A 26128-nucleotide genomic window follows, 5' to 3' on the forward strand; every position below is an offset into this window, starting at 1 on the left:
TGTCAATTATCAATTACTAAGGGTGAATTATTTCTTCTTTCGCTTCGCTGCTCTGTTCTTCAAAATGTTTCTATTCACCGAAGTGCCGGTTTTCTTTTTAGTTTTCGATGGTCCGCCGAGATTGACTTTGGTATTTTTCTTGGCCTTTTCGTGAAAGGAAGCGCCGCCTTCTAGTTTGTTGGTTTTCAGAATGACCTTCATTTTCTTTCTGTCTTTCTCAAACTCAAGCAAACGTTCCGCGATTACAACTTCTTTTGGTAAAGGCAAAAAGGTAAGTTCTTTTTCCATGAGCATTTCGGCCTCAATCATGATTTCTTCTTCTCTTGGACTGATTAAACTAATCGCAATACCTGATTTGTCGGCACGACCGGTTCTACCGATACGGTGGATGTATTGTTCTTGAATTTCGGGAAACTCTACGTTGATTACGTGTGTGATGTCTGAAATATCCAAACCTCTTGCCATTACGTCGGTAGTTACAATCCCGCGAATTTCTCCGGCTTGAAAGGTAGCCATCGTTTGCAAACGGTAGTTTTGTGATTTATTCGAGTGAATCGTTCCGAATTGTTCCGGATAGACTTCTTCCAATTTATCAGCCAACAAATCAGCCGTTTTTTTATTGTTGACAAAAAGCAATACACGTTCGTAGGCTTCGTCTTTTAGTAATTCGATGATCAAATTGACTTTCGTCAAAAAGTTAGGCGTTTTGTAACCCAATTGTTCAATTTGTTCCAATGGCGTGCCACTTGGTGCCAGCGACACTTCTTCGGGAAATTCAAAATATTCTTCTAGCATGCCATCAACCTCATCGGTCATGGTCGCTGAAAACAAAATATTTTGGCGTTTGGTTTTAATCATCGCTAAGATTGAAGTCACCTGAGTGCGGAAACCTAAATTCAGGATTTCGTCAAATTCATCAATGACTAATTTTTGCAAACTGTCAAAGCGAATGACGTTGTCTAAAGCCAAATCCATGATTCTTCCCGGAGTTCCAACCAAAACATCAATTCCTTGATAAACGGCTTTTTTTTGCGTATTGATGTTTACACCACCATAAACGCCTAGAGTTCGCACCGACATAAATTGGGTCAGCTTTTCTACTTCGGCAGCAATTTGCACTACTAATTCACGTGTCGGTACTAAAATAACTACACGTGGCGTATCAGTAGCAACAAATTTCCATTGTTTTAGTATTGGCAATAAATAAGCGAACGTTTTTCCGGTACCGGTTTGGGCAATTCCCATCATATCTCGACCTGACATAATCACCGAAAATGATTTTTCCTGAATAGGTGTTGGTGTTGACAAACCTAATTCGTCGACGGCTTTTTGTAGGGATTTCGGAAGATTGAATTGCTCAAAAGTGTTCATTGCATGTGTAATTTGCGGCAAAGGTAAGGAATTCTATTTTGGGAATTTTTTAGTCGTTTTCTTTTTGTTAATCACCCAATAATCAATTAATTCGGTTTTAATTAATACTGACTTTCTTACTATTAAATTATATTTCATACATTTATAAAAATAATTTCCTTTAGATTAAAATTTCCGCCTCCAATTCGCTTATTGTTTTAACCTGCAAAACGGATTTAGTAAACAACTTAAACACTAGTTGATGAACACAATGCAATCTGTATTGATAGTTGAGGACGAAATGATAATTGCGGCAAATATCTCGATGCAACTCAATCATTTGGGATACCAAGTCAACGGAATTATTCCTCGAGCCGAAGAAGTACTTCCGCACATTAAGCAACAGGTGCCCGATATTCTTTTGATGGATATTAATCTAAAAGGAAAAATGGATGGTATTGAATTGGCAAGTTTGATTCAGAACGAGTATAAAATTCCTATCATTTATTTAACGGCTAATTCAGATGAAGCTCATTTCAATCGAGCAAAATCGACTAATCCTTACGCATTTATTTCCAAACCTTTTAAGAAAATCGATTTACAGCGTGCGATTGAATTAACTATAATTCGTGTTGCCGAAGAAAAGAACAACAAGCCAACAGAAGTAATTTCAGACGAACCTTTTGTGCTTAGTGATTCTATTTTTGTGCGTCATCATGACAAAATGGTAAAAATCAATATTAACGATATTCTGTACATTGAAGCAGAAAGAAATTATTGCAAAATCCACTGCAAAGACAAAGAGCATTTACTGGTTTCGACTTTAAAAGATTTAGAAGAAAAATTAACGGTCAATCATTTGATGCGGATTCATCGTTCGTTTATCGTCAATTTATTCCACATCGATGAAATTGCCAACACTCATGTGGTCATTGCCAGAAAAGCCATTCCATTGAGCGCTGAATTAAAGAAGCAACTGTTACTTCACATCCAAAAGATTTAAGTAATGAAACCATTTATTTTATTTCTGCTCCTAATCGTTTCTCCGTTGCTGTTTTCACAAGCAAAACACCAATTATCGGCTAAAGAAGCCTTGAGCTTAAGTAATAAATACAAAGAAAAGGCCAGTTGGTTTACCGATATGCCACAATATAATAATGACAGTAGCGCTTATTATTCGGCTAAAGCCATTAAAGTTTTAAATCGAAACGAGTCGACACATCGAAATACTTTGTTGCAATTGCAATTGGAACTGAATAAAAGTAAGTTTTACACACTTCCAAATGCTGAGAAGGATTCCATATTGAAAAAACAATGGTCTGACTATGAAGAATTGGATGCTGAAATAACCGAAAACAGAATTTTACAATACCATTATTTGGTTTTTTGGGCCAATATTAAACTTCAAAAAGGCGATTCAAAAGCTTCATTACATTTATTTGAAAAAGCTTTAGCATTAATCCACAAAAATGACAAACCTAATGTGAAAGCAAGAATGACATTGGACAAAGCATTATACTATGGTTTATATGGTTTAGAGGCAGAAAAAAAGCTTTCGCTTAAATATTTAAAAGAATGCCTGGTTTTTTTCAAAGAGAATTACAAAAAATATCCTTCAGAATATTATATGATTAATGCCGAATTACAATATTTTTATGCTACAAAAAATTCGGATTCTACCTATTACTATCTTAATGAGGTAAAAACGATACTCAAGGATTTCAAAAAACCGTTGTGTCATATTTGGTACTACTCGTCTCTAGGCGGTTTTCAGATAGGTGAAAAGAAATATGATCAAGGCAGAATTAACATTAAAAAAGCACTTGAACTGATCGAAACCTACCAATTTGATTTTTATTATGCCTATTGTCTTGAGCGATTGGGTCAAATAGATTATGAAACAAAAAATTATGATCAAGCAGTTGTTAGTTATGCTAAAGCGCGAGATGTTTATCTAAAAGATAACGATCATTACAGTGCTATCAATGCCTTAAACAATATAGCCGATACTTATGAAGCCAAAGGAGATTTAGCCAATGCCTTAAAGTTTAAAAAACAATATTATACCGAATCATTGGATTCTCAAAAAGAATTGAATGATAGAAGTTTACGCGAAAGCGAACTTAAAGTCAATGTACTAAACCAAGAAAAAGAACTGACACAAAAGAGCAACCAACAAATTTTCTTTATTGTGGCTTTAGGTTTGTGCGCGATTTCATTGTTGTTAATCTATCGAAACGTAAGGCTCAAGCAAAAAAGTAATTTAAAATTGGCAGCGGTTAATCACGAACTAGAGGATAAAAATAATTTGTTAGACAAACGCAATGCTGAAAACGAGTTACTCTTAAAAGAAATACACCATCGAGTGAAAAACAATTTGGAAGTTGTATCGAGTTTATTAGCCTTACAATCCGCGCAAATTGATGACCAACATACCAAAGACACTATGGCTGAAAGTCAGAATCGTGTAAATTCGATAGGTATAGTTCATCAAAAACTCTATCAAGGAAGCAATCTAGGTGCTATTGAAATGAAAGATTATTTTCTAAACCTAAGCGAAAGTATACTCGATAGTTTTGGTGCTGAAGATCGCATTAATTTAGAATTGGCGATGGATAATCTCGATTTAGATATAGACACCGCAGTTCCATTGGGATTAATAATCAATGAATTATTAACCAACATCATAAAATACGCTTTCCCAAAAGGCGAAAAAGGAACCATTACCATCAAAATGGAAAGACAAAAAGACAACATTCTCCATTTAGAAGTGGTTGATAACGGTGTCGGAAAATCGGGTGTCACGCATGGAACAGGCTTTGGCGGGCAATTGGTTACCTTACTTACAAACCAACTAAACGGCACTATGCGGGAAGAAAGCCAAAACGGTACCGCAATCATATTTGACTTTAAATTGAAGGCTGCTTAAATAAATTACGAATTACGAATTTTGGACTTATAAACTCCAGATTCTTAAATCTATTCTCTCTTATCTATTTTCTTTTTTTAGTTCCGATAAATAAATCTGCTGCTTCGGACATAATTTAGTGCCATTCGTCCTAACTTGTTTTTGTTTCTAATTGATTAACTGTTACTTAGATGTAGAATTAATAGCTGATTCTATACAACTAACAAAAACAAATAATCATGAAAACAGTAAACCAAACTATGCTACTGATGCTATTTCTGATAGTAGCAACCTTTTCATCTAATGCGCAAAACCAATTGTATTGGGTGCATGAAGATCATGTAAAACCGGCTATGCAAGCAGAATACGAAAAAACGTCCAAAGAACTCGTTGACGCTTGTAAAAAGTACAAGATCCAAAACAGTGATTGGAATGCCGCAAGAATGGACAACGGCGTTTATTTATCTATTGCTCCGATTGCTAATATGGCTGAATTAGACACTAACACTTTTGCTGTATTGGCTGAAAAAATGGGAAAAGACAATTTGGCCGCAATTTGGGAACGCTTCAACAAATGTTATGATAAACACGGCAGTTATGTGGTTGAATTGATGAGTGATTTGTCTTATATGCCAAATGGACTGACAGTAAATACAGAAGGACAAAACTACAGAAAGTACCATTATTTTTATGTTACTCCAGCCAACTCAAAAGCTGTAGCTGATAAATTAAAAGAAATCAAAGCTTTATTTGCTTCTAAAGGTTCAAAAGAATATTACAGAATTTATCACAGTGGTTTTGGGACAATAGGAGAATACTATATGGCAGCAGTTTCGGCAAAAGATGTTCAAGACTACGAAAAAACTTCTGATGAAAATGAGAAGCTTTTAGGAGATGCATGGAAAACAAAATTCAATGAACTTTTTTTGCTTAGTGCAAGATATGACGTTAAAACAGGTTATATGCGCCCGGATTTAGGCTATACGACTAAAAAATAATAATCAATAAAACAGTTAAAATCATGAAAAAAATATTTCTATTAGGACTGGCAATAGTTCTTTCCTTAAGCGCTTGTAACAATGAAAAACGTTACACACAACAATCACCTGAAATCGATTCGTATAAAAAATTAATGGAAGCTTATAAAACCCAAAAATGGGACGAATTTTCAAGTCATTATGCTGATACCGCCAAAATTGCCAATAACGTCATTAAAGAAAAAGGAGTGCTTTTGGCAGAAGTTATTAAAACCAATAAAGAAGATGCCGCTTTATTCAATTACGCAGTAGAAAAAGAAGAATATGAAATGGTAGTCACCGATAAAAAAGAAACTTGGGTGAACTTTTGGGGATTGTGGAAAGGAACACTAAAATCGAGTGGGAAAGTATACCAAATTCCGTTTCATACTACGGCAAGATTTATAGACGGTAAAATTGTAGAAGAATACGGTTATTGGAATAATTCTGAGATAATCAAGGATTTTATGAAACAACCGGAAACACCAGCTAAAACTCAGGAAACAGTATCAGAGAAATAATTGTTAATTCAGAAACCTACATGACGTCAAAAATCATGTAGGTTTTTTTTTAATCGAATTAAAAATGAAGAAAGTAGGCATCATTGGTGGTTCCGGTTTCATTGGAAGCCATATCACCAAAGTGTTTTTAGAAAATGGTTATCAAGTTAAAGTATCCGCAACTGATATTAGTCGGGAAGATAAATACCAACATTTGATGAACTTAAAAAACACAGAAAACTTATACATCAGTGAATTGAATGTTACGGATAGTAACCAATTACAAGATTTTGTAACCGATTGTGATTACGTTATTCACGGTGGAACGCCTTTCTTATTAGACTTTCAAGATGCAGAAACAGAATTATTTAATCCAACAATTAATGGCACCATAAACTTTTTGGAAGTAATTAATAAAACACCCGGAATTGAAAAAGTAGTTTTAATCGCTTCAGTCGCCGGATGGAATACTAATTTTCCTTTACCTGCAAACGGAAACGATTTCTACGACACTTTTGACGAAACCGATGCAAGATTTACTAGCAAAGAAAGTCATCCGTATGCACAAGCCAAATTCATCGCGAATCAAGTGGTGGAACAATTTATAAAAAACAATCCAAAATTATCCTTCGAAATAACTTCTGTTTCTCCGGTAGCCGTGATGGGAAAGGCATTGTCTGACAGAGAAGATTCAACTTCAAGCGGATTACAATTTTTAATCAAAAACAAAATCGCTCCGAATGATTTTATTCAATTTTTATACGAAAACGATGTGCCTTTTGCCATGATAGATGTAGCCGATGTTGCTCAAGCAGTTTTTAAAGCTACTAGAACTAAAGGTTTACACGGAAAGGATTATTTACTTAGTAGTGAAACGTATAAAGTATCTGATATATACGAAATGCTGAATGGGCGAGAACCCCATTCAAGTGCAAAAATTGTTTATAAAAATGATTTAGCCAAAAGGGATTTAGGAATACAATTTCGACCGGCAAAAGAAACATTGAACAGTTTTTCGAACTAAAAATGCGACAAATGAGAACCAATACTTTGCCATCGCTTTCAGAAAACACATTTCTTCGATACTTCAATTTCATCGCTCTCTATTTTGCGCAAGGCGTTCCCGAAGGAATGTTGTTTTACGGCATTCCGGCTTGGATGGCAATGAATGGCAAATCTCCCGGAGAAATAGCCGGTTTTGCAGTTGCTTGCGGACTACCTTGGAGTTTTAAATTTATTGTAGCGCCAATGATGGATCGTTATACCTTTTTACCAATGGGACGAAAAAGACCTTGGGTGATTTTAGGTCAAATAGGTTTAATTGTAAGTTGTATTTATATGGCTTATGTTCCCGATCCATTAAATAATCTCAACCAATTTATGATTGCAGGTTTTATTGTTTCTTTCTTTGGTGCCTTTCAGGATGTAGCTACTGATGGAATGGCGGTTGATGTTATTCCGATTGACCAACAAGCTCGTGCTAATGGTTTAATGTGGGGTTCAAAAATGGTTGCTATTTCTACTACGCTTGCCTTGGGAACTTGGTTGTTAAACGAATACAATTTTACCGTTTCTATACTCACGCTTGCCACAATGATTGGTATTATTATGTTAGTTCCATTATTTTTAAGAGAAAGACAAGACGAAAAAATAGTGCCTTGGACTGCTGGAACAGCATCAATAGAAAATAAAAAAATGCAACTAACCAATTGGACTGCTCTTCTCAAATCATTATACAGTGTTTTTAGTTTGCGAAATTCTTTAATACTTGCTTTAATAGCATTCATAACGCAAGGTTCTTATAACTACTTGGATGTATTGCTTCCTATTTTTACGGTAACAGAGTTAGGCTGGACTAACCTTGATTATTCCCAAGTTTACGCAACAGCAACATTGATAGGAGGAATTAGCGGTATGGTTATAGGTGGCTTTTTGATTGATAAATTCGGGAAGAAGCGCATGATGAATATCTATTTTTTCTGTTTGGTAGCTTCAACCTTAACGTTAGTTTTTATAAAATCTTATTGGATTAACGCTACTTTTATTTATGGCTTTATGCTACTATTTAATATAATGAATGTCTTTGCTTCAATAGGTCTTTTTGCCATCGCTATGCAATGTTGTTGGAAAAAAGTCTCAGCAAGCCAATTCACACTTTATATGACCATTGCTAACCTTGGTCGAATTGCTTTAGCAGCATTAATTGGCCCAATAAAGGAAAATTTTAGTTGGGAAATTACACTTTTTGTCTTTGCATTCTTTATAGCATTAGCTTGGCTGCTATTGCAATTTTTAAATATTAATCAGCAAGTAAAAAGTGTTGTCCGATTAGAAAATAAGGATGTGCAAACAAAAGCAAATTTAACTTTAGTAAAGGTATAATTCATTATTGATTATGTCATCATCACTAACAAAACAAAGAATACAATCCATCGATCTCCTAAAAGGTTTAGTAATGGTTATCATGGCACTAGATCATGTTAGAGATTATTTCCATTATTCAGCATTCTTTTTTGATGCGACTGATCCAACGCAAACCACATGGCCAATCTTTTTTACGAGATTCATAACGCATTTTTGTGCGCCGGCTTTTAGTTTCTTAGCTGGGACTTCAGCGTTTATGATTGGTAAAAGAAAATCACCTTCTGAATTGTCAAGCTTCTTGTTCAAGCGCGGCCTATGGTTGGTTTTTGTCGAAGTAATAATCATTTCTTTCGCATGGAAATTTGATATTAACTTTACTCATATTACTTTGGCAACGATCTGGCAATTAGGAATTAGCATGATTGTTTTGGCCGGACTAATTCATCTTCCGAAAACAGTGATTTTGGGGTTTAGCTTGGTAATCATTTTTGGACACAATTTGCTCGACAACATTCATTTCGAGAGTAATGTTTTATGGGCAATGCTTCACGAACGTCAAAAATTTGAGTTTGCAGGTCATACTATTGTTTTTGCCTATTCATTATTGCCTTGGATTGCGGTAATGTCTTTGGGTTATTGCTTCGGGTCACTTTATGACAGTTCGTTTGAGGCTAAAAAAAGAATCCGAATTTTAAATGGTTTGGGAATAGGCAGTATTGCACTTTTCTTTATTCTAATTGCCTTCAATACTTATGGCGATCCCGTAAAATGGACCAATTATGGTGATACTTCCAAAACATTAATGTCTATTTTTAACATCAGTAAATATCCTCCATCGTTATTGTATTTACTGATGACATTAGGTTGCTCATTTCTTTTTTTGGCGAATTCTGAAAAATTAAAAGGGAAAGTAATTAATTTCTTTTGTATCTTCGGTAGAGTTCCCTTCTTCTATTATATCATTCACCTTTACTTGATTCATTTGCTTGCGATATTAGCCGCTGAGTTTTCGGGCTATGGATGGCAAATTATGGTTTCAATGCCAACATTCGTCACCCGAGTAGAAGCATTAAAAGGCTATGGATTTAACCTGGTTACCGTTTATCTCATATGGATTTTAGTGATTCTTTTACTTTATCCTTTGTGTAAAAAATTTGATGCTTATAAACAAAACCATAAAGAAAAATGGTGGCTCAGTTATTTGTAAAGCAAACTTAAAAATAAAAACCAACTTCTAAACAAATGAAATCGAAGATTACTACGTCAATTCCCCGCCAAGGCGGCTCGGGTCACGAACACCAAAAAAACAATTTGTTCTTTGTGAGTAAAAACACAAAAACAATCCTCGTATTTATCGTCTTGATAAATCTATTTTCTTTTCAACTTTTTGCTCAAAAGAAATTTGAAATAGCAGACTACGCTAAGTTTGTCAACATCTCAGATCCGCAATTATCTCCTGATGGTAAAAGTGTCGTAATCGTAGTATCCAAACCTGATTATACGCTAAACCGATACAATGCCGAATTGGTATTGATAGACATCGCATTAGGCAGAAAAAGAACGCTTACTTCACAAGATAGATTTACGGTTTCAAGTCCGAGATGGTCGCCCAATGGAGAACAATTGGCTTTTATTTCCAAAATCGGTCAGGGCAAGGAAGCCAACAATCAAATTTTTGTACTTTCCATGTCTGGTGGCGAGGCAAAGCAAGTTACCAAATCACCCAAAGGCGTACAGCATTTTGCTTGGAGTCCGAATTCAATTGATATTGCTTATGCCGCTCTTAATGAAGCTAAAAACAAGCAGGAAATCGAAAAAGGATTTACGGGTTTTGAAATCACCAATAACGACATGTTTGTTGGAAGCCAACCGTTGCCAGCGCATATTTGGTTGGCCAACACCAATACTCTTGAAAGTAAAAGACTAACGGATGGCGATTGGACTTTGCCACTTATTATTCCACCAAGTGCGCCATCTTCTCCGTTTTCATGGTCACCCGATGGCAAGTCTATTTTGTTTGTAAAAACAGTATCTCCTTATTCCGGTGATGGCATGCATAGAAGTATCCAATTACTTAACCTTGCTGATGGAACCTACAAACCTTTAACTACCAGAACCAAATGGGAAGGATATCCAAATTTTTCACCTGATGGCAGTAAAATTTCCTATTGGTATAAAAAAGGCGGTGCTATGCCGGATATAAACGAAGTATGGCTAACCAATGCAAATGGTGGCGAAGGCAGGCCTATTTCAACTCAATTAAACAGAGATTTGTATCTCTCCGCTTGGATGTCGGATAACAAAACCTTGTTGGTTGGTGGTCATGACGATAATAAAACTTCTTTGTGGACAATGACATTAGACGGTAAAACAACAAAACTTGATTTGGGGAATGTTAGTCCATCATGGGGTTTTTGGATTGGCGCATCAGTCAGCAAAACCGGTGCACTAGTCTTCACAGCTTCAGAACCCGACCAACCGCTTGAATTGTATTATATGGCCTCAACCAAATCAAAACCGATAGCCATAACCGACTACAATAGCGAAGTGAGTAAAATGACTTTTGGCAAAACCGAAACCATCCGATGGGAAAATAATGGCTGGAAGCATTGTGGTATAGTGACATATCCAACCAACTATGAAAAAGGAAAAAAATACCCTTTGGTCTTGATAGTTCACGGTGGTCCAAATTCGGCTTCTGTCGAACAGTTCTCGAGACTGGCGCAAGTATTTGCCAATGAAGGTTACTTTGTTTTTGAACCCAACTACAGAGGAAGTGATAATTTAGGCAGTGAATATAAAGTTGCCATTGTAGAAGATGCCGGTGCCGGACCGGGAAGAGATGTTATGGCTGGTTTAGATAAACTCAAAGCAACCGGAATGATAGATGTTGATAGAATAGGCGTAAGCGGTTGGTCGTATGGTGGTTTTATGACTGTTTGGCTCGCCGGACATTACACCGGTTGGAAAGCAGCAGTAGCCGGAGCAGCAGTAACAGATTGGGTAGATCAATATAGTTTTAGTGATAATAATATTGCTCGTGGTGAAGCACTTGGGGGTTCGCCTTATGTGGGAGATAACATGAAAAAATATATCGCCCAATCACCCATAACTGAAGCTAAAAACATCAAAGCACCAACACTTATTTTAGCCAATGTTGGTGATCCAAGAGTACCGGTTACCCAATCCTATAAACTATACCATTCGTTGATAGACAATGGAACTGTTGCCAAATTTATAGGTTGGCCAATTCCGGCACACAATGCTACTGATCCGGTTACCCAAATGGAAACCCATAAGCAATGGTTGAATTGGCTGAATACGTATTTGAAATAACACATTAATTATAGACTTATGAATAGACTATTAAACATCGTATTGTTAATTTCTTGCAATGCGCTTTTTTCACAAACCTACATTACTAATGTAACAATTGCCGATGTAGAAAAGCAAAAATTAATTCCCAATCAAACCGTGGTTGTTACTAAGGATTTGATTTCAAATATTCAACCTAGTAATAAAATAAAAATTCCAGCAAATGCTAAAGTAATCGATGGCAAAGGCAAGTTTTTATTTCCTGGATTGGTCGATGCGCACATTCATTTCTTTCAAAATGGAGGATTATATACACGTCCGGATGCCATTGATTTTAGAACTGAAATGCCTTACAATAAGGAAATCGACTTGGCGCATAATACTATGGAAGACAAATTACGCCGGTATTTGCAAAATGGCATTACCACTGTAATCGATGTTGGAGCGACCTATAGTTTTTTAAAACAAAGAAAAGAATTCGCAACTAAAGATTTTGCACCAACTGTTTATATGACAGGTCCATTGGCCACCACATATGAGCCATCAGTCTATGAAAATTTAAAGGAAGATGAACCTTTTAATTTGGTTAAAACCGTTGAAGATGGCATTAAAATGGTGCAAAATCAATTGCCGTTAAATCCTGATTTTATTAAAATTTGGTACATTACAGCTAGAGACAAAGACGGTATTGAAGCCAGCGCCAGAAAGAATTTACCTATCATCAAAGCGATAATAGAGGAAGCTCACAAACATAAACTCAAAGTGGCAGTTCACGCCACGGAAAGAATTACAGCCCAATTGGCCGTTGAGGTTGGTTGCGACTTTTTGGTACATAGCGTAGAAGATGAATTGTTGAAAGACGATTTTGTCCAATTGCTCAAAAAGAACAAAACGATTCTTTGTCCAACCTTAATTGTGCATGATGGTTATGTCAACACTTTTGGACAAAAAATACAATTTACCCATCATGATTTATTAAAATCCGATTCTTATCAATTAGGCTCTTTGCTCGATTTGAGGCATCTGCCCGATACTTTGCTAATCAATAATTATAAACGGAGAATTAATTCGGAAGCATTTTTGGCTGATGTTATTAAAGACAATGCAATCTGCATGCAAAATCTGAAAAAGTTATCCGATGCCGGCGTCATCATTGCCACAGGAACCGATGCCGGCAATATTGGCACTTTACATGCTTCTTCTTATTTAGCCGAATTAAAGGCCATGCAGAAAAGCGGAATGAGCATCTGGCAAATCATTCAAGCATCAACAATTAACGGTGCTAAAGTGTTGAACAAAGAAAATGAATTCGGAACCATTAGCATCGGCAAAAAAGCCAACTTGATTTTATTGGATAACAATCCCATTGAAAACTTAGAACATATTGCTAAAATCAACCGTGTCATCAATCGCGGCGTAGTTTTTAATCCGGCCGACTTAATTCCGGAAACACCGGAAGCTTTGGCTCAAAGACAATTGAATGCTTATAATGTTCGAAATATTGAGGCTTTTTTAGAACCGTATGCGGATGATGTTGAAATCTATAATTATCCTAATGAATTACAATCTAAAGGAAAAGAAATGATGCGCCAAGGTTACGCGGCAATGTTCCAATCGGTAACCAATTTGCATTGTGAATTAAAAGAACGGATTGTGCAAGGCAACATCGTAATTGATAAAGAACGCGTTCAATTTGGAGATAAATTCATTGAAGCCGTAGCCATTTATCACATAGAAAACGGAAAAATTAAGAAGGTCTATTTTATTCAGTAAAAATAAATGGAAAATATAACACCAATAAAAACACAAGAACGCGAAATCTTTATGGACGCTTTGCGTGGCTTTGCTATTCTTGGGATATTTATTGCCAATCTCGGAGGATTTAGTCATTTTGATGACGATGCTCAAGTGGTTAGTCCTTGGGTAGTTAAAGGTGCTGATGATGTTATGAGTTTTTTGCACCACATGCTTATTGAAGGTAAGTTCTATTCCATCTTTAGCTTACTCTTTGGCTGGGGAATTGCTTTGCAAATCAAGCGTGGATTGGCTAATGGGGTTGATGCGCTACCAACCATCAAAAGAAGGCTTTTGTTTATGATGTTATTTGGCGCCTTGCATTTGCTTATTTGGTCCGGAGACATAGTCTTTTTTTATGCGTTATTAGGATTTATATTATTACCGCTGAGAAAGCTCTCCAATAAAACCTTACTGATTACAGGAGCGATTCTTATTCTATCTCCGATACTTTTGTATTGGTTAAAAATGACTTTTCCGGTACTCAATTTACCGGCTCAAATGACTTATCAAGCCGGAGTTGAATTAGAAGAAAAATTTCTAGGCATTAATAGCGAAGCTTCTTATAATGATTTTTTACAAAACGGCAGTTGGTTTGACCATCTAATAGGTAATATCAGTGGCTTCTTTTATCGTTATGGTTATTTATTCTTCGTAAGCCGCATACCAAAAGTACTTGGTATGTTTTTGATAGGTTACGTTCTAGGGCGTTCTGATTTTTACAAGAATTTGGCTCAAAATAAAAAAACAGTCTATTGGATTATTGCTCTTGGCTTGTTAATAGGCTTGCCGGCTAATTATCAAATGGCGCAATACATGTCAGCTCCGGGCGGTGCTTATTTTGGTTTAAAAATTAATGGATGGTATCAAACCATTTTTTATGCTATTGGTGTTGTTCCTTTGTCGTTAGCGTATGTTGGCATTTTGATGTTGAGTTTTCATACCAAAATCGGACACAAATTATTACTTTTGATTTCTCCCGTTGGAAAAATGGCTTTTAGCAATTACTTCATGCATTCTTTGATAGGGAACTTTGTTTTTCTGGGTGCCGGATTGGGTTATATGGGACAAGTCGGGCCGTTTTATTATACAATTTTTGCTATCTTGGTGTTTGTTTTCCAAATTATTTTAAGTACCGTTTGGTTGAAATATTTTCATTATGGACCGATAGAATGGTTTTGGCGTTCCTTGACCTATAAAAAGCGACAAGTATTCCGTGTGAATTCAAATTCAGTATAAATTAGTCAACATGAAAAAAGTAGTCCTTATTGCATTATTGTTGTGTTTCAAGATAACCACAGCTCAAAAAAGCAATTATAGCGAACTCATCGCCAAAAAAGCCATTCAAATAGAACAAAAAGTAATCGCTTGGCGACATGATATTCATCAAAATCCCGAACTCGGAAATCGTGAAGTTAGAACAGCAGCGCTTATTGCCAAACATTTACAATCCTTAGGCATCGAAGTAAAAACAGGGGTTGCAATAACAGGTGTTGTTGGTATTCTAAAAGGAGATAAACCCGGACCGGTGATTGCCTTGAGAGCTGATATGGATGCCTTGCCCGTAATAGAAAACAACGATTTGCCTTTCGCCTCAAAAGTAAAAACCACTTATAACGGAAAAGAAACCGGAGTAATGCACGCTTGCGGACATGACGGACACGTAGCCATTTTGATGGGCGTAGCCGAAATCCTTTCAGGAATGAAAAAAGAGTTGAAAGGAACAGTTAAATTTATCTTCCAACCGGCTGAAGAAGGTGCGCCGGTAGGAGAAGAAGGTGGCGCAGAATTGATGGTTAAAGAAGGCGTTTTACAAAATCCAAAAGTCGATGTCATTTTCGGATTGCACTTGAGCGCCGGAACAGAAGTAGGTAAAATCAACTATCATCCCGGAGGAACTATGGCGTCTTCTGCAGACGTAAAAATCACTGTAAAAGGAAAACCGGCTCACGGTGCTTATCCATGGCAATCTGTTGATCCAATTGTGGTTTCGGCACAAATTATTAATAGTTTGCAAACAATAGTGAGCCGAAATGTCCAACTTACTCATAATCCGGCCGTAGTCACTATTGGTTCGATTCATGGCGGTAATCGCCACAATATTATTTCAGAAGAAGTCGAAATGTTAGGAACGATTCGGACTTTCAGCAAAGATGATGAAGAGCTGATATTCGAACGTATTAGGCAAATCGCTATTAAAACGGCAGAAGCTGCAGGAGCAACGGCTGAGGTAAAATTACCGTATTCGTCTTATAATCCGGTAACTTTTAATGATATTGCCTTGACTGAAGCGATGCTGCCATCTTTGCAAAAAACTGCTGGAAAAGCGAATGTTAATTTAGTGCCTGCCGTAACCGGAGCCGAAGATTTTTCATTCTACCAAGAAAAAGTTCCGGGTTTGTATTTCTTTGTAGGTGGCATGAAAAAAGGACAAGATCCTGATACTGTCGGGCCTCATCACACACCTCAATTTCTCATTGAAGATACAGCTTTCCTTACCGGAATGAATGCTTTGTGTAATTTGGTTTTTGATTATATAGATTTGTATAAGAAATAAATCAACACTGTTGAAACATAGCATATAAGTTGAAATTGATTCAGGAATCTATATGGTGAAGCGCTTTTTATCCTAAAACCCTTCAAAAACGCCTAAACCAAACAAGGCAAAATCATACTTTACCGGATCGTTTTGGTCTAGTTGTCTTAGCGCATTGTCAAGTTCTACTAAAGCTTTTCCGTCGTTTTGTTTTCGAGTAAGTAATCCGAGTTTTCGAGCGACATTTCCGGAATGAACATCCAGCGGACATGACAAAGCTGAGGTTGGGATATTTTTCCAAAGTCCAAAATCAACACCATTAGCATCTTGGCGAACCATCCAACGCAAATACATGTTAATTCGTTTGGCAGCCGAACCTTGCATCGGGTCAGAAATGTGTTTGGTTGTTCGCTGTAAATGATTTACTTCGAAGAAATACTTTTTAAAAGTTGAAATCGCCGGTTGCATTGAAAATTCTTCTTGATTTTTGGTTAATATTGCTTCCAATCCACCATGATTTTGATAGAGATTTTGCAAAGCAATAATAAATGTTTTGAAGTCGTTACCATTAAAAGTTCTGTGTACAAACGGTGCTAAGTTTTCCAAATGATAATCTCGGTGATTCATCACAAAGTCATAAGGTGAATTTCCCATCAAATCCATCATGCGCTTGGCGTTGTTGATAATCATCTTGCGATTACCCCAAGCGATTGTCGCCGTTAGAAAACCTGAAATTTCAATATCTTCTTTCAAAGAAAACTGATGCGGAATCTGAATCGGGTCGCTTTCTATAAACTTTGGATTGTTGTATAATGCGACCTTTTCATCCAGAAATTCTTTAAGTTCAGTTTTAGTCATCAGCTTTTACTTTTTTGGCATAAAAACCTTCACTTAAAGTCTCACCACGCAATTGTGGAATGACATGAAAATAAGTTTCAAAATAATCCATTTGTTCTTTGCTTACGCAAGGCAAGTCACTTTTTCCGGTAATCCAAAAAATAGGTGTTTCGGTAGGCGAGTAGTAGTCAAGATTTCCCTTTCTTAGGTTTATATAATGTAACTTTTCTTTAGTGTTTGGTTCCGGTAAAATAAAATTCTTTGTTTGAAATGTATTGTTGTTTGACAATAATTTGTTTTGAGTCAAGGCACTGAATGACATTGGCACAAAAACCAAAGCAGTAATCACAATCAAACTCAGGCTAATTAATCCAAGAATGAGCTTCTTGTTGGTAAATAAAATCGAAAGGAAAATAAGCCCGAAGAAAATCGTGAAATAAAGATAAAAACGATATTGTGGTGAACTAAAAGTAAGCAATGCCAATAAGATGACAAAGACAACATAAATATCGCGAACGCTTTGTTTGGGATAATATTTGATAAAAAGGAATGGCGAAACAATTACCAATAATATCGTAGTTAAACCAAAGATGCCATCGATTCCGCTTTGTAAAAAATAATTCTTCAGAAATTCTATAAAAGAAGCATCTTCAAAATCACCAAAAGGCATATAAAAAGAATGCATCATCTTCGGGCTGAAGAAATAATCCATGATTTTATTCGGAACCAAATAATCGGCAGTTGAATAAGGGAAAATAGTTAAAGGATAAAAAGGATAACCGGTCAACAGTATGTTTTTTACTGAAAAAAGAAACAATACTAATCCACTTAAAAGTTGAAGTCGAATGAGTTGGTTTTTCAGCAACGCAGCGTATTTCACAAAAAATATTAGCGGCAAAAGCAATAGCACAACTGCCGTGATTTTATTGTAAATTACAAAGAGTACTAATGCTGTGATGATACTGAATTTTTCTAGCTTGAAGTCTAGTTGTAATTCCAAATACAACGAAAATATTATGAATCCGATGAAGTATACTACCAAATCAGGTGATGGCGCGCTGATGAATTGGAATAGAAAAACATAAGCCAAAGGCAATAGTCCAAAAACCAAATCCATTCGATTTCCATCGGAAAAATAGGAGTGAAGCTTTTGAAATGCCCAAAAGTTTCCCATCAAGAACAAATATCCGTTCAAATCATTCAAGCTATCGTAAAGAAATGAAAACGAATAAACACTCTGTGTAATATGCCAACCGCTGGTTTGTCCGAGAAACAAGTGTAAATTGGCTAAACCCGGAACAAATCCGTATTCGTTGAGCCATTTGATGGTTTGGATATAATAGGTTTCGTTGTCAACAATAAAAGGTAAAGTGGCGCTTTGTGCCAAAATCAATAAACTACTGATGCCAAAAAGTATTTTTATGGATAAAGAAAATGTATTGAATTGAAGTAATGTGCTTTTGATGATTTCTTTTAATTCGGTCTTAAAACCAAATCCAAACCCAAGCGAAAGGATTAGCAAAAAAAAATGAAAGCCAACATTTATGGGACCAAAAATAGCCCAAGAACTTGCCAGTAGTGTAATTCCAAATAAACCTAAAATACTAGTAATAACTACAGTTAAAGATTGAATTCGAAAAAGCTTTGAAAAGCCTATTCCAACCACAATTGAAGTAAAAAAAACATACAGCCAGCTAAGTAGAATAAGCGTCATATTATCAAACGATTAAGCCGTCTTTCATAATGAGTTTTCGATCAGCCATGTTGGCTAATTCTTCGTTATGTGTGACAATGACAAAGGTTTGCCCAAATTCTTCTCTTAGCTTAAAAAACAATTGGTGCAAATTCTCTGCAGAAGTTGTATCCAAATTTCCGGAAGGTTCATCGGCAAAAATTACCGCCGGTTTGTTTATCAAGGCACGAGCTACGGCAACCCGTTGTTGTTCACCGCCTGAAAGTTCATTAGGCTTATGATGGCTTCTTTCGGCTAAGCCTAAATAATCGAGTAAGCGTTGGGCTTCAATTTCAGTTTCTTTTTTCTCTTTGCCGGCAATGTAGGCCGGAATACATACATTTTCCAAAGCCGTAAATTCAGGCAATAACTGGTGGAATTGAAAGATAAAGCCCAAGTGTAAGTTTCTAAACTTAGATAAAGCTTTGTCATTCATTTTCAATACGTTTTCGCTATTTATCTCAAGCGAAGTTCCATCTAATTTTGCAGTATTATCAAGTGTTCCTAGAATTTGCAGTAAAGTTGTTTTTCCGGCACCGGAAGCCCCAACAATAGAAACAATTTCCCCCTTTTTTATGTGTAAGTCAACACCTTTTAAAACGTGTAAACTATCGTAGTACTTGTGAATGTTTTTGGCAATAATCATTAATTGATTTTTTCACAAAGTAACAAAGTATTTTCTTTTAATGCTTGATATCAATTTTTTTTATGATTGAATAAATAATAAAGTTATGTTAAGAAAATTATTTTGTTTAATTATTCATTACATTTGTTAAACAAAATAACAAAAATTAATTCTTATGAACACGCCCATTGAAAAAGAATTATTTGAATTGATAGGTGACAATCATCAAATGACTTCTGCAGAAACACCTTTGCGTCCCGACGCATTTATTAAGTCAGATAAGCAAAAGATGGAGGTCATCGAAAAACATTTCCATAGCATAATGGAGGAAATGGGCTTGGACATGACTGATGACAGTTTGAGAGGTACGCCGCATCGCGTAGCCAAAATGTTTATCCAAGAAATATTTTCCGGTTTAAATCCTGCGAACAAACCAAAAATATCGGTTTTTGATAATTCATATAAATATGATAAAATGCTGGTTGAAGCGGATATTAGTTTCAATTCTACTTGTGAACATCATTTTCTGCCTATCGTAGGCAAAACTCACATTGGCTATGTTTCCAGCGGAAAAGTGATTGGTTTATCAAAGTTGAATAGAATTGTGGACTATTATTCGCGGAGACCGCAAGTTCAGGAACGCTTGATTATGCAGATTTTCAATGAATTAAAGTCTGTTTTGGAAACTGAAAGCGTTATTGTTGTCATAGAAGCCAAACACCTTTGTGTGTCAAGCAGAGGAATTCAAGATGAAAGTAGTTACACTTCAACCATTCAGTATGGCGGGATATTTATGGATAAAGAAAACAGAAATGATTTTTTCCATTTAATCAATAAAGAAAAGTAGAATTTTAGTTAAAATAAGTTGAGTATTTTGGTGAAAAGTCCTGAGTGTTAATTTACTCGGGATTTTTTTTATCTGAAAATAAAAAACCCAAACCCATACTTTTGAGCATTTTCTTTTCAAACGCCCAAAAGAAAGTAAACTGCCCAAAGATAAATCCGAAACTAACCAATAAGACTTGATAAATAGGGAAGATAAGGATGATGTATAACGGATAGTATATCCAATTGGAAACGTCACCTTTTACAATACCAAATAATTCTAAAACAGGTTTGGAAAGTAATGCAGATGACGAGCCGGTAACAGCAAAAACTACTAAAATGACAAAGACTTGCCAATTTGATTTAATATTCCATCGCTCTTTAAAACTCGCCATAAACTATTTTTCTACAAATATAACAGTTTATGGAAAAGGAACAATGCCGCCCAATCGCTGATTATAGGTGACTTGAAAATAAACGAAATAGTTGAAAATTAAATAATTAACTTCATAACCATAACGAATTGACGGATCATAGTCTATTCTCATTTGGTATAAATTGTTATAACGTTGTGGTTGTAAAGCTCTGGAATTCCATTCCATTACATACAACTGATTTTTATTTTCCAAATAACTCTCAGAGTAATAACCTCTTGGTCTGGCTCTGCTGGCAACCCAAGAACTAAATCCCGGATCAATAATGATGACTTCATATTCTAGTTCTTCATTGGCAATTTTAACCGTATCGGAAACTTTTGCGCTTATATCATTTGAAGCAATGTTTTTACTACTGTTACAACCTATAACAGCCAATAATACAAGCAGTAATGATATCAATGTTTTCATCGCTTTAATTTTTTAAATAAAATTACTCAAAACAGCTTAATATTGAAGCCATCAATATGTTAAAAAAAACCTTGTCACAGCTTTAGCCGTAACAAGGTTTTAACTAACCCAAATTAAAAATAATTAAAAACCTAAACCTACTGCCATTGCAGTAGCTTGGATATTTATGTCGGCTCCTTTTGTAGCAGCGCCGGTTGTTAAATTGATTGCGTAAACAGAAGTTACACCATTTACTCTAAATAAGGCAAAAGCAGCATTACTACTTCCGCCAATATCAAATCCGTTAGCTGTCTCAACATTAAAACCAAGTGAACCAACGGACACTAAAGTTCCGTTATTTGGTGGGTTTTGAAGGTAAAGCATATCTGTTGAAGTATCAATGACAAATAGAGCCGTAGTAGTTGAACCTGCAAAATTATTGGTATAAGCACCAGCATTTACTACCGGAGTTCCCGGATTAAGATTCCCGTCTGTAAATACAACTGTTCCCAAATCTGGATGTAATCTTAGGTTTTGGCCTGTGTCACTAACTAATCTGATTCGATCTACGGTCGGATTAAAATCAAATCCAAATGATGTTCCTGAAAGTGAAGGTGTTAAGCTTGTGCCAACTTGAGTCAGTTGACCATTAGCCGTATTAACAGTCAACAATCTACTCTGATTTGTAATTGCGTAAAGCGTTCCGGTAGCCGGTCTGAAGTCTAATCCGACTACAGTTTCGCCACTTGAAAGTCCGGCCAATGCAACCGAATTGATCATTGGACTGGTTGGATTAAATCGGTAAAGTAAATTGTCAGCTGTAGTTGCAAACGCAACCGGATTAGTTTTGAAAGCCAAACTGATTACTTGCAATCCAAAAGTGCCAACATCAACTGCTTTCCCATTAGTTAAATCAATAGTGTATAGTTTTGAGATACTGTTGTTATTGGTTACAGCCAAAGCTTGACTGTTGTCTGCCAAAATATCAAAATCTCCTTGTCCTTCAAAATCGATGGTCAAATCGCCTACAAGTTGTAATCCTCCATCGTTTGGCGGGTTTTGAATGTATAATTTGTCTTCTCCAAAGTCTATGTCATACAAAGTAGTTGAACTAGCACCGGCCATACTGTTGGTATAAGCTACTGCACCAATTCTGGTATTTGCATTACCGGCAATAGCAATATCGGTTGCGACAACTGTCCCTAATTCAGGATGCAAACGTAGATTTTGTCCCGATGCTGTAACCAATCTGATTCGGTCAACCGTTGGGTTAAAATCCAAAGACGCATTTGTTCCGCTAGTAGCCGGAGAAAATGAAGCAGTGCCTAACGCAGTTGCAGCGCCACTTTCTTCATTGATAAAATAGAGTCTGCTTGACGAACCTAATGCATATAATTGTCCGGTTGCCGGTCGGTAATCAATACTGACAATTTGTTCGCTACCGGCTAAACCTGTGATGGGCGTAGTTGAAATTGGCGAGGTCAAGTTTCGTGCGTTGTACTTCACTATAACATTGTTGTTGGTTAGTGCAGTAAAATTTACATTTGGAGCTTCAACAGTATTGTTGCTGTTATTGTCATCATCACTACAAGAAATTGTAGTCGTAGCCAAAGAAGCCATTAGTAAAAACGAGGCGATTCGATAATTAATTTTGTCTTTTTTCATAATGATAAATGTTTTTTGTTTTCGTCATTTACGAGATGAAATCAGACTTGGTTTTTTAATTTACTACATTTTTTTATTCCTAAATTTAGAAAAATAAAAAAGCCACACTTTTCAGCATGGCTCAAAATATATTTTGATTTATTATACTTTCTCCGATTTCAGCAAACTAATAATTTGTTCCGCTAATTCAGTTCCAATTCGGTCTTGCGCTTCTAAAGTCGCCGCACCAATATGCGGTGTCAATGAAATCTTTGTATGCATCAAGATTTGAATTTCCGGAGTTGGTTCGTTTTCAAAGACATCTAATCCGGCAAACAATACTTTATTATTATCCAAAGCTTCTACCAAAGCCACTTCATCAATCACACCGCCACGTGCGCAGTTTACTATCCCAACGCCATCTTTCATCAGTTCAAATTCGGCTTTGCCAATCACATAACCATCTTGCGCCGGAACGTGCAGCGTAATAAAATCAGAATGTTTAATTACGTCTTCTAAAGGTTCCGTTTCAAATTCTACGTTAATAAATTGACCGTTGTAAAAATCCACTTTCACTTCCGCTTTGTCCACATATTTATCGGCAGCAATGACTTTCATGCCCAAACCAAGCGCCATTTTAGCTACAGCCTGACCAATTCTTCCAAAACCAATAATCCCTAAAGTTTTACCTCTTAGCTCAATTCCGTTAGCATACGCTTTCTTCAAACCGTCAAAATTGGTATCGCCTTCCAAAGGCATATTTCTGTTCGAATCATGTAAAAATCTAACGCCGGTAAACAAATGAGCAAACACCAATTCAGCCACGCTTTCTGAAGAAGAAGCCGGAGTATTGATCACGTGAACTCCTTTACTACGAGCATATTCTACATCAATATTGTCCATACCAACACCGCCGCGACCAATGATTTTCAATCCCGGACAAGCATCAATAATATCTTTTCTAACCTTAGTGGCACTGCGAACCAACACCACCGAAATGTTATTGGCATTGATATAATTCGCAACTTGCTCTTGCGCTACTTTGGTTGTTATTACCTCAAAACCACCTTTTTCTAAAGCTTGAATTCCGCTTTTTGAAATTCCGTCGTTGGCTAATACTTTCATTTTTTTGTTCTATGTTATAAAGTTGTATGTTGTATGTTTTTTTCTAGGAGCTTGATCCGGTTTTCCGCGCTACATGGTAGCTCGCTCCAATCCGGGCTAATTTTATTCTGCTAACTGCGACTGTGACTGAACACTGAACACGATCTCAAGTTCCTTCATCACATCGACCAAAACTTGTACGCTTTCCAAAGGCAAAGCATTGTACATCGAAGCTCTGTAACCGCCAACAGATCGATGACCCGGCAAACCGGAAATCCCGGCCGCTTTCCACATTTTATCAAACGTTTCTTGATGGTCAGGATTTACTAAAAGGAAAGTCGCATTCATAAAACTTCTGTCAGCAGGATTTGCGGTGCCAATGAACAACGGATTTCTGTCGATTTCGTTGTAAAGTAAATTGGCTTTGGCTTCGTTGATTTTTTCGATAGCCGCAATTCCGCCTTGGTTTTTCAACCATTGTAAAGTCAGCAAACAAGTATAAACCGCAAAAACAGCTGGCGTATTGTACATACTTTCGGCTTTGATATGCTTTTCATAATCCAAAATACTCGGAATCGCTCTGCCTGATTTCCCCAAGATTTCCTCTTTAACAACTACTAATGTTGCTCCGGCGGCACCCATATTTTTCTGAGCTCCGGCATAAATCAAATCAAACTGAGTAAAATCTAAAGTGCGTGAAAAGATATCTGAACTCATATCACAAACCACCGGTATATCGGTTTTTGGAAAAGATTTCATTTGTGTTCCGAAAATCGTATTATTACTCGTGCAATGAAAATAACTCGCGTCAGCAGGAATCGTATAATCAGTCGGAATGTGATTGTAGTTTTGTTCTTTAGAAGAAGCAACAACAACGGTTTCACCAAACAATTTAGCTTCTTTAATGGCATTGTTGGCCCAAGTTCCGGTATCTAAGTAAGCCGCTTTTCCATCGACTTTCATTAAATTATAAGGAACCATTAAGAATTCCAAACTGGCACCACCTTGTAAAAACAACGCTTGGTAACCTTTGCCTTCCAAACCTAAAAGTTCTAAGACCAAAGCTCGAGCTTCGTCCATTACGGCCACGAAATCTTTACTTCGGTGTGAAATTTCCAATAAGGACAAACCCGAGTTGTTGAAGTTCAAAACGGCTTGAGCAGATTTTTCAAAAACTTCTTGAGGAAGTATACACGGTCCGGCGCTGTAATTGTGTTTTTTCATAGTGGATTTCCTAAAAATTAAAGTGCAAATTTCGGAAATAGGGCTAAAATAAGCGATTAGAATTCCGCAATAATAAGGCTATGTTATTAACGAAAACGTTTTAGTTTATAACAATTATTGATAATAACTTAAAATAGCAGTTTAAATCTTTACAATTCTTTTACAAGTGGAAATACCGTTAGTCCAAGTTATTTTTAAAAGATACACCCCATTTTGAAATTCATTCAATGAAATTGGGTTTTGGGAATATTTCACTTTTTTTATTAGTTTTCCATCAAACTGATAAATACCTATAGTACTTATGTTTTCCCCTAAATCGTTTGTCAAATAAACAAGGTCGGAAGTTGGATTAGGATAAATTTCTAAATCATTTAATGTATTTTCGTTAACTCCTAAAGTGACATCAATTGTATAGGCATTTCCACCATATGCCTGCGGCATTCGCTCAATTGGAGCTCCAATTACCACAATGCTATTTGAAATAGCCATTTGGGAACCAAAACCATCATCATGTTCAAATGGTCCGACCCCATAAATTAGTTCCTGATATGACCAAACACCGCCTATTTTTTTAAACATCGCTACTGGAGTTTTACCGGTATACAATAACGGATGGAAATTGAGACTGATAAACATTAAATTATTCTTAACCTCAAAGTTGGTTGGCATTCTGTCATTGAAATTTAATGACGTGACTGTAGTATTTAAATTCCAGGTGTCAGCAACTTCGTTATATATATCTATGTTGGAACTAAAGCCAGTTACTCGTAAAACAAAAAGTTGATTGTTGTCTAAATCAAAATCAACCATTGTTGAAGAAGCGAAGGTGGAAGAAAAGTTCCAATTGCTTCCATCGAAATTATAGGTGTGTAAGTCAGTTCCAGCAGCTATTACTAATTGGTTATTAGCCACTTTAATTTTATTACCAAAATTATAAGTACCACTTTGTATTATCTTTTGTGAAAAAATCCAGTTCAGTCCATTAAAATTATATACATACACAGCTCCACTGTTGGTAGTAGTTGGTTGTCCGATAGGTTCATTATTAATTGCACTTACAAAAAGTTGGTTTCCAATAACTTTAACATCGGTTCCGAAGTAATCATCAACCACACCATCAAAAGCAGTTATCTTTTCGAAAAACGTCCAATTGCCTGCCACTTTTCTATACATATAAACTGCTCCGGCATTCGACGCGACTTGATCGTTTAATCTAGAACTAGCCGCAATGAAGTCGTTGTCTATAGATACTTTTTCACCAAAGTTGTCAAATGGGGCAAAGTCTGTTGGTGTAAAATAAGTTTCCTGTGAGATAGTAGTGCCATTTTTTTCAAAGACAAAAACCATTGTTTGGGAGAAATCATGAGCATGACTACCAGATATTGCTATTTCGTTGCCAAAAGCATCAAGTGAACTTGTAAATCCACTAAAAGGAATATCGGGTGTGAAAGGTGTTAATGTTATTTGAGCAAACAAACCTTGAATAAATAAAATCGAAATGCAGAAAGTAATTTTTCTCATGATTTACAA

General features: G+C 36.2%; 22 protein-coding genes. 12 read left to right on the forward strand and 10 right to left on the reverse strand.

Annotated elements, in window-relative coordinates:
- Positions 1–27: 27 nt before the first annotated feature.
- Positions 28–1371, reverse strand: coding sequence for a DEAD/DEAH box helicase (locus ACK4R1_RS12345; RefSeq protein ID WP_409687427.1), 1344 nt, complete (start codon positions 1369–1371; stop codon positions 28–30).
- Between the two features lie 241 nt (positions 1372–1612).
- Here ACK4R1_RS12345 and ACK4R1_RS12350 point away from each other — a divergent pair, with 241 nt between their 5' ends.
- The 11 genes from ACK4R1_RS12350 to ACK4R1_RS12400 all read left to right on the forward strand — a co-directional run bounded on the left by ACK4R1_RS12350 (position 1613) and on the right by ACK4R1_RS12400 (position 15804).
- Complete coding sequence (locus ACK4R1_RS12350; protein WP_409687430.1) at positions 1613–2353, forward strand: LytR/AlgR family response regulator transcription factor; 741 nt, start codon at positions 1613–1615, stop codon at positions 2351–2353.
- Between the two features lie 3 nt (positions 2354–2356).
- The gene (locus ACK4R1_RS12355) at positions 2357–4279 is read left to right on the forward strand and encodes a histidine kinase dimerization/phosphoacceptor domain -containing protein (RefSeq protein ID WP_409687432.1); all 1923 of its coding nucleotides are present in this window, start codon (positions 2357–2359) and stop codon (positions 4277–4279) included.
- Between the two features lie 218 nt (positions 4280–4497).
- The gene (locus tag ACK4R1_RS12360; protein ID WP_409687435.1) at positions 4498–5256 is read left to right on the forward strand and encodes a hypothetical protein; all 759 of its coding nucleotides are present in this window, start codon (positions 4498–4500) and stop codon (positions 5254–5256) included.
- Positions 5257–5279: 23 nt separating this feature from the next.
- Entirely contained in the window at positions 5280–5795 is a 516-nt protein-coding gene (locus tag ACK4R1_RS12365; protein WP_409687438.1) for a nuclear transport factor 2 family protein, read from the forward strand.
- A 64-nt stretch (positions 5796–5859) separates the two neighbouring features.
- A complete protein-coding gene (locus ACK4R1_RS12370; RefSeq protein ID WP_409687441.1) occupies positions 5860–6798 on the forward strand; it encodes an NAD-dependent epimerase/dehydratase family protein in 939 nt (312 codons plus the stop codon).
- 11 nt (positions 6799–6809) lie between these two features.
- Positions 6810–8156, forward strand: a complete 1347-nt coding sequence (locus ACK4R1_RS12375; protein WP_409687444.1) for an MFS transporter — start codon at positions 6810–6812, stop codon at positions 8154–8156.
- Positions 8157–8169: 13 nt separating this feature from the next.
- Complete coding sequence (locus ACK4R1_RS12380; protein ID WP_409687447.1) at positions 8170–9345, forward strand: DUF1624 domain-containing protein; 1176 nt, start codon at positions 8170–8172, stop codon at positions 9343–9345.
- A 35-nt stretch (positions 9346–9380) separates the two neighbouring features.
- Positions 9381–11474: a S9 family peptidase gene (locus ACK4R1_RS12385; protein WP_409687450.1), complete on the forward strand. Its 2094-nt coding sequence runs from the start codon at positions 9381–9383 to the stop codon at positions 11472–11474.
- 18 nt (positions 11475–11492) lie between these two features.
- The gene (locus tag ACK4R1_RS12390) at positions 11493–13226 is read left to right on the forward strand and encodes an amidohydrolase family protein (protein ID WP_409687453.1); all 1734 of its coding nucleotides are present in this window, start codon (positions 11493–11495) and stop codon (positions 13224–13226) included.
- A 6-nt stretch (positions 13227–13232) separates the two neighbouring features.
- Positions 13233–14486, forward strand: coding sequence for a DUF418 domain-containing protein (locus ACK4R1_RS12395; RefSeq protein ID WP_409687456.1), 1254 nt, complete (start codon positions 13233–13235; stop codon positions 14484–14486).
- A gap of 10 nt (positions 14487–14496) precedes the next feature.
- Positions 14497–15804: an amidohydrolase gene (locus tag ACK4R1_RS12400; protein WP_409687458.1), complete on the forward strand. Its 1308-nt coding sequence runs from the start codon at positions 14497–14499 to the stop codon at positions 15802–15804.
- Between the two features lie 72 nt (positions 15805–15876).
- Here the strand turns inward: ACK4R1_RS12400 and ACK4R1_RS12405 are convergent, their stop codons facing one another.
- The 3 genes from ACK4R1_RS12405 to ACK4R1_RS12415 are packed head-to-tail and all read right to left on the reverse strand — an operon-like array spanning position 15877 to position 18998.
- Positions 15877–16641, reverse strand: coding sequence for a TIGR02757 family protein (locus ACK4R1_RS12405; RefSeq protein ID WP_409687461.1), 765 nt, complete (start codon positions 16639–16641; stop codon positions 15877–15879).
- Positions 16634–18334, reverse strand: coding sequence for an LIC_10190 family membrane protein (locus tag ACK4R1_RS12410; protein ID WP_409687463.1), 1701 nt, complete (start codon positions 18332–18334; stop codon positions 16634–16636). The genes ACK4R1_RS12405 and ACK4R1_RS12410 overlap by 8 nt, the downstream gene beginning before the upstream one ends.
- A gap of 4 nt (positions 18335–18338) precedes the next feature.
- A complete protein-coding gene (locus ACK4R1_RS12415; RefSeq protein WP_409687466.1) occupies positions 18339–18998 on the reverse strand; it encodes an ABC transporter ATP-binding protein in 660 nt (219 codons plus the stop codon).
- A 154-nt stretch (positions 18999–19152) separates the two neighbouring features.
- Here ACK4R1_RS12415 and folE point away from each other — a divergent pair, with 154 nt between their 5' ends.
- Positions 19153–19824 carry a GTP cyclohydrolase I FolE gene (folE, locus tag ACK4R1_RS12420; RefSeq protein WP_409687469.1) on the forward strand — a complete coding sequence of 224 codons (672 nt, stop codon included), beginning with the start codon at positions 19153–19155 and terminating at the stop codon, positions 19822–19824.
- Between the two features lie 52 nt (positions 19825–19876).
- Here folE and ACK4R1_RS12425 read toward each other — a convergent pair whose 3' ends face one another.
- The 6 genes from ACK4R1_RS12425 to ACK4R1_RS12450 all read right to left on the reverse strand — a co-directional run bounded on the left by ACK4R1_RS12425 (position 19877) and on the right by ACK4R1_RS12450 (position 26119).
- Positions 19877–20197: a DUF6787 family protein gene (locus tag ACK4R1_RS12425; protein ID WP_409687472.1), complete on the reverse strand. Its 321-nt coding sequence runs from the start codon at positions 20195–20197 to the stop codon at positions 19877–19879.
- A gap of 27 nt (positions 20198–20224) precedes the next feature.
- The gene (locus ACK4R1_RS12430) at positions 20225–20647 is read right to left on the reverse strand and encodes a DUF6146 family protein (RefSeq protein WP_409687475.1); all 423 of its coding nucleotides are present in this window, start codon (positions 20645–20647) and stop codon (positions 20225–20227) included.
- Between the two features lie 123 nt (positions 20648–20770).
- Positions 20771–22291 carry a DUF4394 domain-containing protein gene (locus tag ACK4R1_RS12435; RefSeq protein WP_409687477.1) on the reverse strand — a complete coding sequence of 507 codons (1521 nt, stop codon included), beginning with the start codon at positions 22289–22291 and terminating at the stop codon, positions 20771–20773.
- 141 nt (positions 22292–22432) lie between these two features.
- The gene (locus ACK4R1_RS12440; RefSeq protein ID WP_409687480.1) at positions 22433–23395 is read right to left on the reverse strand and encodes a D-2-hydroxyacid dehydrogenase; all 963 of its coding nucleotides are present in this window, start codon (positions 23393–23395) and stop codon (positions 22433–22435) included.
- Positions 23396–23497: 102 nt separating this feature from the next.
- Positions 23498–24598: a 3-phosphoserine/phosphohydroxythreonine transaminase gene (gene serC, locus ACK4R1_RS12445; RefSeq protein WP_409687483.1), complete on the reverse strand. Its 1101-nt coding sequence runs from the start codon at positions 24596–24598 to the stop codon at positions 23498–23500.
- Positions 24599–24739: 141 nt separating this feature from the next.
- On the reverse strand, positions 24740–26119 hold the full coding sequence (locus tag ACK4R1_RS12450; RefSeq protein WP_409687486.1) for a T9SS type A sorting domain-containing protein: 1380 nt from the start codon (positions 26117–26119) through the stop codon (positions 24740–24742).
- Positions 26120–26128: the final 9 nt, after the last annotated feature.

Origin of the sequence: Flavobacterium sp. (assembly GCF_046293665.1) — a bacterium.
Classification (GTDB): domain Bacteria; phylum Bacteroidota; class Bacteroidia; order Flavobacteriales; family Flavobacteriaceae; genus Flavobacterium.